General features: G+C 62.9%; 12 protein-coding genes and 1 pseudogene. 8 read left to right on the top strand and 5 right to left on the bottom strand.

Annotated elements, in window-relative coordinates:
• Window positions 1–146 precede the first annotated feature (146 nt).
• Window positions 147–1,073 (bottom strand): DMT family transporter, encoded by a 927-nt coding sequence (locus NCT04_RS05160; protein WP_250464152.1) that lies wholly within the window; start codon window positions 1,071–1,073, stop codon window positions 147–149.
• A 314-nt stretch (window positions 1,074–1,387) separates the two neighbouring features.
• A pseudogene (locus NCT04_RS05165) lies at window positions 1,388–2,050 on the bottom strand (VOC family protein); the annotation flags it as partial.
• 225 nt (window positions 2,051–2,275) lie between these two features.
• Between NCT04_RS05165 and NCT04_RS05170 the strand changes: the two are divergent.
• Window positions 2,276–3,715 (top strand): aminotransferase-like domain-containing protein, encoded by a 1,440-nt coding sequence (locus tag NCT04_RS05170; protein ID WP_250464154.1) that lies wholly within the window; start codon window positions 2,276–2,278, stop codon window positions 3,713–3,715.
• 54 nt (window positions 3,716–3,769) lie between these two features.
• Here the strand turns inward: NCT04_RS05170 and NCT04_RS05175 are convergent, their stop codons facing one another.
• The gene (locus NCT04_RS05175) at window positions 3,770–4,342 is read right to left on the bottom strand and encodes a Rhs element Vgr protein (protein ID WP_250464156.1); all 573 of its coding nucleotides are present in this window, start codon (window positions 4,340–4,342) and stop codon (window positions 3,770–3,772) included.
• Between the two features lie 187 nt (window positions 4,343–4,529).
• Between NCT04_RS05175 and htpG the strand changes: the two genes are divergently transcribed.
• Complete coding sequence (gene htpG / locus NCT04_RS05180; RefSeq protein WP_250464158.1) at window positions 4,530–6,434, top strand: molecular chaperone HtpG; 1,905 nt, start codon at window positions 4,530–4,532, stop codon at window positions 6,432–6,434.
• 181 nt (window positions 6,435–6,615) lie between these two features.
• Here the strand turns inward: htpG and NCT04_RS05185 are convergent, their stop codons facing one another.
• Window positions 6,616–6,867: a hypothetical protein gene (locus NCT04_RS05185; RefSeq protein ID WP_244827497.1), complete on the bottom strand. Its 252-nt coding sequence runs from the start codon at window positions 6,865–6,867 to the stop codon at window positions 6,616–6,618.
• Between the two features lie 124 nt (window positions 6,868–6,991).
• On the opposite strand from NCT04_RS05185, the gene NCT04_RS05190 reads away from it, so the two are divergent.
• The 6 genes from NCT04_RS05190 to NCT04_RS05215 all read left to right on the top strand — a co-directional run bounded on the left by NCT04_RS05190 (window position 6,992) and on the right by NCT04_RS05215 (window position 12,253).
• Window positions 6,992–7,639, top strand: a complete 648-nt coding sequence (locus NCT04_RS05190; protein WP_250464160.1) for a chorismate--pyruvate lyase family protein — start codon at window positions 6,992–6,994, stop codon at window positions 7,637–7,639.
• Entirely contained in the window at window positions 7,636–8,118 is a 483-nt protein-coding gene (locus tag NCT04_RS05195; protein ID WP_250464162.1) for a DNA-deoxyinosine glycosylase, read from the top strand. The genes NCT04_RS05190 and NCT04_RS05195 overlap by 4 nt, the downstream gene beginning before the upstream one ends.
• A complete protein-coding gene (locus NCT04_RS05200; protein ID WP_250464164.1) occupies window positions 8,115–9,017 on the top strand; it encodes a class I SAM-dependent methyltransferase in 903 nt (300 codons plus the stop codon). Before NCT04_RS05195 ends, NCT04_RS05200 begins: the two co-directional genes overlap by 4 nt.
• Before the next feature lie 250 nt (window positions 9,018–9,267).
• Entirely contained in the window at window positions 9,268–9,525 is a 258-nt protein-coding gene (locus tag NCT04_RS05205; protein WP_244827500.1) for a DUF3311 domain-containing protein, read from the top strand.
• On the top strand, window positions 9,525–11,075 hold the full coding sequence (gene mctP, locus NCT04_RS05210) for a monocarboxylate uptake permease MctP (RefSeq protein WP_244827999.1): 1,551 nt from the start codon (window positions 9,525–9,527) through the stop codon (window positions 11,073–11,075). Before NCT04_RS05205 ends, mctP begins: the two co-directional genes overlap by 1 nt.
• Window positions 11,076–11,164: 89 nt before the next feature.
• A complete protein-coding gene (locus NCT04_RS05215) occupies window positions 11,165–12,253 on the top strand; it encodes an FUSC family protein (protein ID WP_250464166.1) in 1,089 nt (362 codons plus the stop codon).
• Window positions 12,254–12,287: 34 nt separating this feature from the next.
• Here NCT04_RS05215 and NCT04_RS05220 read toward each other — a convergent pair whose 3' ends face one another.
• Window positions 12,288–12,722: a VOC family protein gene (locus NCT04_RS05220; RefSeq protein ID WP_250464167.1), complete on the bottom strand. Its 435-nt coding sequence runs from the start codon at window positions 12,720–12,722 to the stop codon at window positions 12,288–12,290.
• Between the last annotated feature and the right edge of the window lie 54 nt (window positions 12,723–12,776).

The raw sequence follows: 12,776 nt of genomic DNA on the forward strand, positions 1-12,776 counted from the left end.
GGAATGTCTCGCTTGGGGTTTCCGGGGTTGACTACAACTGGCTGAAGCTGATCCTGAATCCGGCGGCAAAGTGCACGGCCGCCTGAAATGTCGATTATCGCCCAAGCGAACTTGCGTGCACGGTCTCGGGCTTTCGGCCTGGGTGCTTATCTTGCGCTGTTCGGGCTTGCCGCCGCAACGGGCAGCGGCGCCGCGCGCACCGCCGTCTTGCGCCCGAGCACGACTGTCACGATGACGGCGGTCGCGTAGAGCCACGTCGTCGCGCTTACCTGTTCACCGAAGAAGAGCGCGGAGAATGCCATCGTGAAGAAAATCTGCAGTAATTGCACTTGTCCGACGCGCGCGATGCCGCCCATCGCGAGACCCGCGTACCACGCGAAGAAGCCGATGAACTGCGAGAAGAGCGTCACGTAACCGAACGCGAGCCACGTGCGTAAAGCGAGCGGCTCGGGATGAGCCGCGTGATGCGCCCACGCGAGCCAGCCGACCGGCAGCACGAGGAAGGGCGCCGATAGCACGAGCGCCCAGCAGATCACCTGCCATCCGCCCATCTGTCTGGCGAGCCGCGCGCCTTCCGCATAGCCGAGCGCGCCGATGCCGACCGCGACGAGCATCAGAAGGTCGCCTGCCTGCACGCCGCCGCCGCCCGTCTGCAAGGCGAACGCGATGACGATCGCGCTGCCCGCGATAGCGCTCACCCAGAAGAGTTTCGATGGCCGCTCGTGCGAGAGCCACGCGGCGTAGATCGCGACGCACAGCGGCTGCAAGCCATTGACCACGGCGCCGTGCGACGCGGGGACGGTTTTCATCGCCCAGGCGGAAAACACCGGAAACGCGACGATCACGCCAAGAGACACGACCGCGAGGCTCTTGATCTGCGGCCAGGACGGCCGCTTTTCGCGGCGCCATGCAAGCAGCAAGGCGGCGGGCAGCGCGGCGACGAGCGCGCGCCCGAGCCCGTTCAGAAGCGGATGCACTTCCTGCACGACGATGCGCGTCATCGGCAGCGTGAGGCTGAAGATGACGACGCCGATCAGGCCGAGCAACATGCCTTCGGTTTCGCGGGTTCTCATCGTTCCATGTCTCCTTTGGGGCGGGCTCTTGGGCTCGCTGGTTAGTCGTCGTTGTCTTCGTCGTCGTCGTTGCCGTCGGTCGGTGCGGCGTCGGCATCGACCGTGGCTTGCTCATTCGTCTCGGCTTGCAGTTCGCGCGGATCGCTTTGCATGCTGGATGCACCGCCTTCTTCGGCAGACGAATCGCCATCCGACGCAACCGCCGCAGCCTTGTCTCGCACACGCCTTCGCTTGCCTGCCGCCTGCCGCGCCTGCTCGTTCGCAAGCCGCGCCGCCTCCACCGATTCCGCCGATTCGCCGAGCGTCACCATCGAGCCATCTGGCAGCTCGAAACGCGCGACGAGAGCGGGCGCGCCACGCGTTGGCTCGACTTGCATCAGATGCGCCGCGCCGAGCCATTCGAGCTGTTGCGCCACCGCATCCGCGTTCGGATGAAACCCCGTGAGCGATGCCAGCGCAATGCCCGTTTGCGGCAACGTATCGCTCGGATGACGCGGCGTATCCCATTGGATCAGCGCGGGCAACACGCCATCGCCCACGCCTTGCCACGCGGGGAACGCGCCGTCGTCCGGCACCGTCAGCCCCCACGTATTGCCGGAGCGCGACATTGCCACCACGGGCGCGATGCGTTCCGGATACTGCTCCTGCCAGCGCACGAGCGACTTCGGCCGATCCACACGAAGCACCCAGTGCACGAGCTGCGGACCGTCTTCGAGGCGACGCTGCAATGCCGGGTCGTCGAGCGCGAAGAGGCGCGGGCGCGATGTGGCGGGCGAAGGCGCGTCCGGATCGATTGCGATCACTTCGATATAAGCGCCGCCCCACAGGCTCAAGAGCCGGTTGTGCGTGCGCATGAGCGGATGCGCGCCACCGGGCGCGGTCTCCACGCCGAACTTCGCGGCGATAAATTGCGCGCTCTCGGCAAGCGTGCGCGCGGCGATCACGAGATGGTCGAGTTTCAGCGGATGAGCGGTCATGTTACAAGCCCGAAGCGTCAAGACAGGGGCCGATAGCATAACCGCTCGCCCGCGCCGCCCGAAGCGCACGGTTACGGAAAGGATGCGCCATCCAGTGCAGCCCGAATGCAGAATGTAGCTGCTGCCACCAGAACAGTAACGGTACAATCGGCGGAATACTGTTCTGTACAGTTTTGAGCATATCGAACGCTTCGCCTGAACCGCACATCCGCCACGGAGGCCCGCATGTCCGTCCCGCTCGATCAGATTCCCGCTCCACACGACGCCGCGCAGCTAACGCTCGTCGATCAGCTCGTGCAGTGGGGACGCCGCCGCATCGACGAACGGGTGTTCCGGCCGGGCATGCGCATGCCGTCCATCCGCAAGTTGGCAGTCGATAAAGGCGTGTCGCGCTTCACCGTGGTCGAGGCTTATGAGCGGCTTGTCGCGCACGGCTATCTCGATTCGCGGCGCGGGTCGGGCTTCTACGTGCGCGACCGTATCGTGGCCGCCGCGAGCCCGGCGCCGGAGCAGGCGCCCGTGCAGAACGCAATCGACGTGGTCTGGCTTCTGCGCAACATGCTGCACAGTTCGAGCCCCGAGAAGGGGCCGGGGCTCGGCTATCTGCCGAACCGGTGGCTCGACGGCGAGCTCATCACCAACGCGCTGCGCTCGATGAGCCGCATGTCCGGCGCGCAGATGCTCGGCATGGGCACGCCGCATGGTTTTCTGCCGCTGCGGCTGCAGTTGCAGACGCGTCTCGCGGAACTGGAGATCGGCGCGACCGAGCAGCAGATCGTAATGGTGTCGGGCATCACGCAGGCCATCGACCTGATTTCGCGCCTTTACGTCAAGCCGGGCGATGCGGTGATCGTCGGCGATCCCGCGTGGTTCCAGATGTTCGGCCGTTTCGCATCGCAGGGCGCGCGGCTCGTCGGCATGCCGTACACGCCGGATGGGCCCGATCTCGACGCGCTCGAATCGCTCGTCGCGACCTGGCGGCCGAAGATGCTGATCATCAACTCGGTGCTGCAGAACCCGACCGGCACGTCGCTCACGGCGGCGCAGGCGTTCCGCATCCTGCAACTCGCGCAGCAGTACGACTTCATGGTCATCGAGGACGATATCTACGGCGATCTGTGTGCGCCTTCGTATCCGGCAACGCGGCTTGCATCGCTCGATCAACTCAAGCGCGTGATCTTTCTCGGCAGCTTTTCGAAGACGCTCGCCGCGAATCTGCGCGTGGGCTATGTCGCGGCATCGGCGGAAGTGGCGAAGGCGCTCGCCGATCAGAAGATGCTCGTCGGCATGACGACGCCCGAACTCAACGAACGCGTGCTTTACAAGGTGTTGACCGAAGGGCATTACCGGCGGCACGTCGAACGGCTGCGCGGGCGGCTCGACGCCGTGCGTGACAAGACCGCTCGCATGCTGGAAAAGACCGGTCTGAAGCTGTTCACGACGCCATCGGCCGGCATGTTTCTTTGGGCCGACACAGGTGTCGATTCGGAAAGTCTCGCGGCGGCGGGGCACGAAGCCGGCTTTTTATTGACGCCGGGCAGCCTGTTTTCGCCGAATCAGTCGCCGACCACGTGGATGCGCTTCAACATCGCCAACTGCGGCGATCCGGCGTTGCCGGAGTTGCTGGCGAGTCATCGGGAAAAGGCGGCGCGGCGGGGTTCTTAGGCGAGCGGCTCGGCTGAATGGGTGTCGTGGAAAACCGCGCACCCCAGCCGCACGTCAACTCTCCCGATGCGGCCGATTCCGAAGACGAGGCAAATGCCGCCGGTCCGATGGCGCATTCAAAAACCCCGCCAGCACTTGTTCGAAGAGCGCAAGCGCACCCGGCATCAACCGATACCGACGCTCATAGAGCCACGCCTGTCCGCTGCAAAACTTTAGCGCGTAATAGTCGGCAAGCAGGTTGCCTTGCGCTTCCATGTTGTAGTCCGCGAGACCTTTGTCGGCCGCGAGCGCATAGCGATAAGGCAGGCCGATACGAATCGCCCCGCGCAGCCTCACCCAATAGCCGAGCTGGAACTGCCACACATGCGTCATCTCGTGGATGAACCACATGCGCTCACCGAGGTCGCAGGCGGAGAAGTCGTGCTGGTAGCATGCGCGTGGAAAATAGAGGTTGCCGTTCGGCGACATCGCGGTGTGTCGCGGTTGCAGTCCGAACGGCAGATAGCCGCGAGCGTGGACGCGGACCGTCGAATAATCGATCGAAGCGCCGAACACGCACCGCGCCAGCGCGATCTCACCGGGCGTGAGCGGCCGTGCACGCATCAAGGGCTTCGGCGTGTGAAGCATGGTCGGGCGATCGGTCGTGCTAAAGCGTCATCCTAACCGGCTTTTCACCGGCCCTTGAAATAGCCCGTCCCGCCCATATATCGGACGAATTCTGCGCGTGTACGCGGCGCATGCCATGCAAGTGGCTTAAGATCGCACGCCGCGCATTCCGAACCGCATCTATAAAACTCAACCAGAGGACTCGACCATGGCGCAAGAAACCATGAGCTTTCAGGCGGAAGTGAAGCAGCTTCTGCAACTGATGATTCATTCGCTCTACAGCAACAAGGAAATCTTCCTGCGCGAGCTGATCTCGAACGCATCGGACGCGGCAGACAAGCTGCGCTTCGAGGCAATCGAAAACAGCGCGCTCTACGAGAACGATCCGGACTTGCGTATCCGCGTGTCGTTCGACAAGGCGGCGCGCACCGTCACCATCGACGACAACGGCATTGGCATGAGCCGCGAAGAAGCCATCTCGCATCTGGGCACGATCGCGCGCTCGGGCACGAAAGAGTTCTTCTCGAAGCTCTCCGGCGACCAGCAAAAGGACGCCGCGCTCATCGGACAATTCGGCGTGGGCTTTTACTCGGGCTTCATCGTCGCCGACAAGATCACGGTGGAATCGCGCCGCGCCGGTCTTCCGGCATCGGAAGGCGTGCGCTGGACGAGCGCGGGCGAAGGCGAGTTCGAAGTCGAGAATATCGAGCGCGCGCAACGCGGCACGACCATCACGCTGCATCTTCGTCCGGAAGAGGACGAACTGCTTTCGAGTCACAAGCTCAAGTCGATCATCCAGAAGTATTCGGATCACGTCGCGCTGCCCATCCTCATGAAGAAGGAAGAATGGGACGCCGAGAAGAGCGAGATGGTCGAGAAGGACGAAGACGAGACCGTCAATCAGGCGAGCGCGCTGTGGACGCGTAACAAGAGCGACATCACCGACGAGCAATACAAGCAGTTCTACCAGCATATTTCGCACGATCACGACGACCCGCTCGCGTGGACGCACAACCGCGTGGAAGGCCGCAGCGAATACACGCAACTACTGTATGTGCCGAAGCACGCGCCGTTCGATCTGTGGAACCGTGAGCATCGCGGCGGCCTCAAGCTCTACGTGAAGCGCGTCTTCATCATGGACGATGCCGAGCAATTGCTGCCCGCGTATTTGCGCTTCGTGAAGGGCGTGGTCGATTCGGCCGATCTGCCGCTCAACGTCTCGCGCGAGATCCTGCAGGAAAGCCGCGACGTTAAGGCAATTCGCGAAGGCGTGAGCAAGCGGGTGCTGTCGATGCTGGAAGAAATCGCATCGTCGTCGGCCGAAGCAACCGAGGACGCCGACCGAGAAAAGTACACGAATTTCTGGAAGGAATTCGGTCAGGTGCTCAAGGAAGGCATTGGCGAGGATTTCAGCAACCGGGATCGCATTGCGAAGCTGGTGCGTTTTGCATCGACGCATAACGACTCCGACGTGCAAAACGTCTCGCTCGCCGATTACGTCTCGCGCATGAAGCCCGAGCAGACGAAGATCTACTACGTCACCGCGGACAGCTGGCAGGCCGCGAAGAACAGTCCGCATCTGGAAGTGTTTCGCAAGAAGGGCGTGGAAGTGCTGTTGCTGACGGATCGCGTCGACGAATGGATGCTGTCCTTCCTCAACGAATTCGACGGCAAGCCGCTGGCGAGCGTCGCGCGTGGCGACCTCGATCTGGGCGCGCTGAACGACGAGGAAAAGCAGCAGCAGGAAAAGGTCGGCGAGGAATTCAAGCCGCTCGTCGAGAAGATGAAGGAAGCGCTCGAAGGCAAGGCCAAGGACGTGCGCCTGACCTTCCGCCTGACCGACTCGCCGAGCTGTCTCGTGGCCGACGAAGGCGACATGAGCGGCTACCTGCAACGCATGCTGAAGGCAGCGGGGCAGAACGCACCGAAGATGGAGCCGATTCTCGAAGTGAACCCGGAACATCCGCTGGTGAAGGCGCTGCAGACCGATGGCGCGAATTTCGCGGATTGGTGTCATCTGCTGTTCGATCAGGCGTTGCTGGCCGAAGGCGGATCGCTGGAAGATCCGGCGAGTTTCGTGAAGCGGACGAATGCGTTGTTGTTGGCGCGTTGAGGTCGAGGGTTGGTTGTTGAGGTGAAGGACGCGCCGCCGAGTGAACGGCGGCGCGCTTTTTTTGCGGCTACGACTTCTTGGCCCGCTCGGGCACGGAAGCGGACTGAAGCGTTGTCGTTAGCGCGCTTGAAGTCTCGACCTTTGGATGCGCGCTGCCGGAACGGACCGGCAGCGCGTATTTTTACTTGCGCTCCTTGTTGGACTGGGCGAGCACGGAAGCAGCTAGCGTCTTCGTTTCCTTCGAATACTTCGCGCTTTTCAGCACTTCGCTTGCCTTGTGCTCCATCGCGCCGCTTGTTTGCTTCGCGCTATGGGCCTGTGATAGAGCCGACGCGGCAAGACTCTTTTTGATCTCCGATGCTTTCGGATCATGAAGCGTCTCGGATGCCAAATGCGCCACCTTGTTCGACGTCTGCTTTGTGTTTTTAGACATTTAGATATCCTTTTATAAATGCGCTGATCGTGAAATCCACGGTCTGCAATTCAGTGTGCTGCGTTGCGCGCCGCCATTCCATACGATTTGTCCGAAGGGCCAGCGCGGTTTTATAATTAACGCCATGCTGACCTGCACCGATCCCGTCGACCGCCTTTGGCGCAGCGCGCCGCTCGCATCGCTTACGGGGCATCAAAAAGACTGGCTCACACGCGGCGGCTCCCTGACCGCGCACTTGCGCGCGCTAGGACAAGTCACTGTGGAAGTGACGCGCGAATGCGTCGCCGCGCCGTGGCTTGACGAATGGCAAGCGCTCGGCGTCACGCCGCGCACGCCGATGTGGACGCGCGAAGTCGCGTTGAAGGTCGATGGCGTCGCGGTTGTAGTCGCGCACAGCATTGTCGCGCTGTCGCACAGCACGGGCATCTGGCAATCGATGCGCCGCCTGCGCACCCGCCCGCTCGCCGAACTTCTCTACAGCGACAGCAGCGTGTCTCGTTCCGTACTCGCAAGCCGCGTCGTCACCGCGCGGCATCCGCTCCATGCGCTGGCCTTGCGCGAAACGCCGCCCGGACATGCTCTGCACGCGCGCCGCTCGGTATTCCTGCGCCACGGCGCGCCGCTCATGGTCACCGAATGCATGCTCGATGCGCTCTGGGCCCGGCTCGCGGAATCGGCAAGACCGCGGGGTGTTCATCATCGTGAACATGCGCGGGCGTTCGAGCACCTGAGTTCGCATGCGAAGCGCGTCGCGGACGAGAAAGCCCGATGACGCTGACCGGATTCGCGCCCGTGGCCGACCGCGCCACGCATACGCTGATTCTCGGCAGCTTCCCGGGCGTCGCATCGCTGACGGCGACGCAGTACTACGCGCATCCGCGCAATCAATTCTGGCGGCTCGTGGGCGCGGTGATCGGCGAACCGCTGCATGAATTCAGCTACGAGAAACGTCTGCAACGCCTGCTCGCTCATCGGATCGGCTTATGGGACGTGCTCGCCGCATGCGAGCGCCAGGGCAGCCTCGACAGCGCAATCCGCAACGCCGCCGCGAACGACTTCCACGCATTTCACACGCGCTTTCCCGCGCTCGGGAAAGTCTGCTTCAACGGCAAGACTTCGGGCCGCTTCGAGGCGCAGGCGAGCGCTGCGGGTTACGCGACGCTCGTGCTGCCTTCGTCGAGCGCGGCCAATGCTATGCTCTCGTTCGACCAAAAACTGCGCGTCTGGCGCGACATTCTCAGCACACAATGAAGAATCTGATCAAGCGCGCATCCGCCGAAGCACGCGCGTTCGGCCGCAACAAGGATGCGGCGAAACAGGACCGCCGCCGCATCAAGGGCGATGACGACGATCTCGCCAACGCGCCGCGCATCGACGCGCCGCGTAAGCCGCGCTTCGCGCCCGTGACGTTCTCGGAAGAGGGCGGCGTGCGTTATCTGCACTTCGGCACTGAATGGATCCAGGGCGCGATGCGCATCAAAAAGCCCGATCACCTCGAACTCGAATACGCGCAGCAGATGATGGCGTGGCTGCTTTTCATCGAGACGCCGGCGCGCATCGTGCAACTCGGGCTCGGCTCGGCCGCGCTCACCAAGTTCTGCTATCGCTTCCTGAAACGCGCGCAAGTCGAAGCGGTCGAGTTGAATCCGGCGGTCGTGATCGCCGCGCGCGCCATGTTCGAGCTTCCGTACGATGACGCGCGCCTCACCGTCACCGAACGCGACGCGTGGGAGTTTGTCAACGACCGCGCGAACCACGGCACCATCGGCGCGCTGCAGATCGATATCTACGACGCCAGCGCCCGCGGTCCCGTGCTCGACAGCGTGTCGTTCTATCGCGCGTGCCGGGCGTGTCTCACACCGGATGCGGGCGTCGTCACGATCAACCTGTTCGGCGATCACCCGAGCTTCGTGCGCAACATGCGGCATCTGAACGAGGCATTCGCCCATCGCGTGATCGCGCTGCCGGAAGTACACGACGGCAACCGTATCGCGCTCGCCTTCGCCGGTCCCGCGCTCGACGTGCCGTTCGCCGCGCTCGAAGCCCGCGCCAGGCTGATCGAAGCGCAACTCGGCCTGCCCGCGCGCAAGTGGGTGAAAGGCCTGGCCGAAACCGCGAAGCTGCCGTTGACCGGTTCGTTCGCCATCTGATCCTCGGTTCCGCTCCAGCCAATCCAGGCAGGCGATCCCGGCGATTTTTACGATCTCATTTCTTATCAGGGGATTAGTCGGGATTCCCCCTGCTTGACCCGCGTTTTTCGGTCCATATACTCCTCCTGTTATTTCGGGGCGCTTTCAGCGGCGTGCCATGCAAGATGGCAACCGGCCTTTCGAGCGAGCGACCGACCGTCCTCGCCTGGCCGCGCCCAAAGCGAATGCTCAAAACAATAGGGAGACCGTCATGGCTCACGAAGCTGCGACCGGCACAGGACAACCACGCAACAAGCATTGGCTCTGGCTTCTGATCCTTCCATGGATCGGCGTGGTTTGGGTGCCGTTTTACAACAAGATCGAGCCGGTTCTGTGGGGCTTTCCGTTTTTTTACTGGTATCAGTTGCTGTGGGTGCTGATCAGCGCGGTCATCACGGCCGTCGTCTATAAGAAGACCAAGGCGCTGTCCTCGGGTCGTGCCACGCCCCGACAAGGAGCCCCGCGATGATGAATCTCACCGCGACTTTCGTCTTCGTCCTGTTCTTCGTCGGCGTGACGATTCTCGGCTTCATCGCCGCGCACTGGCGCAAGGGCGATCTCGGCCAGCTCGACGAATGGGGCTTGGGCGGCCGGCGCTTCGGAACCGTCGTCACGTGGTTCCTGCTCGGCGGCGATCTCTACACCGCGTACACCTTCGTGGCCGTGCCGGCGCTCGTGTTCGGCGCGGGCGCGACGGGCTTCTTCGCGCTGCCTTACACCATCCTGATCTATCCGTTCGCCTTCGTCGTGTTTCCGAAGCTGTGGAGTATCGCGAAGCGGCACGGCTACGTAACCGCCGCTGACTTCGTGCATGCACGCTACAACAGCCGCATGCTCGCGCTGGCGATCGCCGTGACGGGTATCGTCGCGACCATGCCGTATATCGCGTTGCAACTCGTGGGCATCGAAGTGGTGATCGGCGCGCTCGGCTTTTCGACGCAAGGGTTGCTCGGCGACATGCCGCTCATCATCGCGTTCGCGATTCTCGCGGCCTACACGTACACCTCGGGCCTGCGCGCGCCCGCCATGATCGCCGTGGTGAAGGACGTCCTGATCTACATCACCATCATCGCCGCGATGATCATCATTCCCGCGCAGCTCGGCGGCTTCGGGCACATCTTCGGGGTCGTGCCGCCCGCCAAGCTGCTCTTGAAGGCGCCCGATACCGCGAGCCTCAACGGCTACAGCGCGTACGCGACGCTCGCGGTGGGTTCGGCGCTCGCGCTGTTCCTGTATCCGCACTCGGTGACGGCGATTCTTTCGTCGAACTCGGGCAACACCATTCGCCGCAACATGGCACTGTTGCCCGCGTACTCGCTCGTGCTCGGGCTGCTCGCGCTGCTCGGCTACATGGCGCTTGCCTCGGGCGTGAAGGACATGCCGGAATACGCGTCGTACTTCAAGGCCTATGGCGCGAACTTCGCCGTGCCGGCGCTCTTTCTGCATTACTTCCCGTCGTGGTTCGTGGGCGTGGCGTTCGCGGCCATCGGCATCGGCGCGCTGGTGCCCGCGGCGATCATGTCGATCGCGGCGGCCAACCTCTACACGCGCAATGTGCATCGCGAGTTCGTCAACCGGTCGATGACGCCCGAGCAAGAAACCAACGTCGCCAAGCTCGTCTCGCTGATCGTGAAAGTGGGCGCGGTGGTGTTCATTCTCGCGCTGCCGCTCACTTATGCCATCCAGTTGCAACTGCTCGGCGGCATCTGGATTATCCAGACGCTTCCCGCGCTCGTGCTCGGTCTCTATACGCGCGTGCTGGATCATCGCGGTCTGCTGATCGGCTGGGCGGTGGGTATCGGCACGGGTACGTGGATGGCCGTGTCGCTGCAGCTCAAGGGCTCGATCTTCACGGTGCATATGTTCGGCTACGCCGTGCCGGGCTATGCGGCGGTGTGGGCGTTGATCGTCAATCTCGTGGTGTCCATCGTCGTGAGCCTGCTGGTACGCGCGCTCGGCCTCAAACGTTCGGATGACCGTACGCGTCCGGAAGATTATCTGGACATCGTGGAAGGTTGATCGCGCGATTTCTCCGCGTTTGATACCCTGAACGCCCGTAACCGCCTTCCGGCTGTTGCGGGCGTTTCGACTTCGGACCACGAGCGACCATGCCCTTACAGACTTCCGTGTCACCCCGGCGCATGCAGGCAAGGCGGCTCATGCACGGGCTCGCTTCGCCGTATTTTCGATACCGGCATGCGAACGTGATCCACGCGGTGCGCGTCGCGCTCGGCATGGCAACCTCGTTTCTGGTGACGACCGGCATCAACGTGCCGCATGGCGTGTGGGCGTCGGTGTCGCTGCTGGTCGTGATCGGCGGCTTACAGCACTACGGCAATATCCGCAAGAAAGCCGTTGAACGGGCACTGGGTACGGCGCTCGGCGCGGGCATCGGCCTCTTTTTGATCCTCGTGCATGCGCTGTTCGGCTCGCTCCTGCTGTTTTTCTTTCTAATGTCCCTGTTCGCGGGCGCGTGCGCCTACTACGCAATTGGCAAGGCGGGCTATGTCGCGCTGCTGACCGCGATCACAATGGTCATCGTCTCCGGTCATGGCGATCTTTCCTTCGATGTCGGGCTGTGGCGCACGGCCAATGTGATGATCGGCATTGCCATCGCGCTGGCGTTCTCGTTCGTGCTGCCGCAGTACGCAACGTATTCGTGGCGCTATCGGCTGGCGGACAACCTGCGCGAATGCGCGCGGCTTTACGGCGCATTGCTCGATGGCAAGCCGCTGTTGCCCGAGGAAACCACGCGGCGCTTTCTAGCGATGAGCCAGCGTCTCGTGCAGGCGCGCGGCTTGATGGAATCGGTCGCAAAGGAAACACATGTGCCAATTGCGCGGCTAGAGGAGATTCAGCGCCTGCATCGTTCGATCCTGGCGGCACTGGAAATGCTGGCTTCGTCGGCGGGGGAGAATTTCGGCATCGACTGCACGCCGCGTGAGCAGGAGGCGCGGCACAAGCTGCTGCGCATGTCGCGCGCGCTGCGTTTCGGGCGCGTGGGTCTTTTGCACCGACGCGTGGACCTGACCGTATTCACGCCGATGCCAGGAGAAGCGAACGAAAGGGATTTATCGACGCAGGGCATGCACTGGCTCGCCATGCGTTTTGCGGAGCAGGTGGAACGCCTGCGCTTGCGACTGAGTGAGATCGAGCGGCAGTGGAACATAGAAGGCGCACGGCCGCTCAACGATTGACTGTGCTCGTCTCGCGCCTTCAGTGAGCGGGCTGTCACGCCTGCGCGGGTGCTTCCTCGGTGGTATTGACCACGTTGATGAGCCAGGGCACGCCGAAACGATCCTTCAGCATGCCGAAGCCCGCCGTGAAGAAAGTGGCCTGCCACGGGGTCAGCACTTCGCCGCCTTCGACGAGCTGGTTGAACATGCGTTCGCCGGAAGCCGCGTCGTCGGCGGCGATGGACAGCGTGAAGCCCTGATAAGCCTTCGACGGCTGACCGAACTGGCCGTCCGACACCATGATGGCGTTAGGTCCCACGCTGAAGAGCGCGTGCATGACCTTGTCCTGCCATTCGGGCGGAACGCTCGCGCTGTCGGGCGTGTCGCGAAAGCGGATCAGCGCATGAATCTCCGCGCCGAGTGCGGTTTGGTACAGAGCGAGCGCGTCCGCGCAGTCGCCGTTGAAGAACACATAAGTATCGAGTTGCATGACTGACTTTTTAAGCTCTTACGTTTTGCCTCAGAGCCTCGCAGTCTATTGCAA

It is taken from the genome of Caballeronia sp. GAFFF2 (assembly GCF_023631485.1).
In the GTDB taxonomy this organism is placed as follows: domain Bacteria; phylum Pseudomonadota; class Gammaproteobacteria; order Burkholderiales; family Burkholderiaceae; genus Caballeronia.